Genomic DNA, 231 nt, shown 5'->3' with positions numbered 1-231 from the left:
CGAACGCCAAAAGACCAAGGACAGTGTGGCGTTTGAAAAACTGGAAGCCAAGAAAGTGCGCGATGAGGCGGCTGAGGTTTTCGCTGCCGCTGAAAAGAAACTCGAAAAGAGTGAGTCCCTCATTGAACAGCTACGAGCAGAGGTGCGGACGCTGGAAGCGACGAAGGAGCGTTTGCAGGCAGAGCGCGACGCTGCCCTCAGAGAAGCCGCGGCAGCAACCATGCGTAAGCT

1 protein-coding gene is annotated in these 231 nt (G+C 56.7%); it reads left to right on the top strand.

All coding sequences use genetic code 11. The features are described 5' to 3' along the window. Nucleotides 1–231 (top strand): hypothetical protein (locus H6A60_RS13675; RefSeq protein WP_205105428.1); only part of this gene is annotated, 231 nt, incomplete at both ends.

The organism is Sutterella massiliensis, from assembly GCF_016899755.1.
Classification (GTDB): Bacteria; Pseudomonadota; Gammaproteobacteria; order Burkholderiales; family Burkholderiaceae_F; genus Sutterella; species Sutterella massiliensis.
Note: the sequence above shows the minus strand (reverse complement) of the source record. Positions and strands in the feature narration are given on the sequence as shown.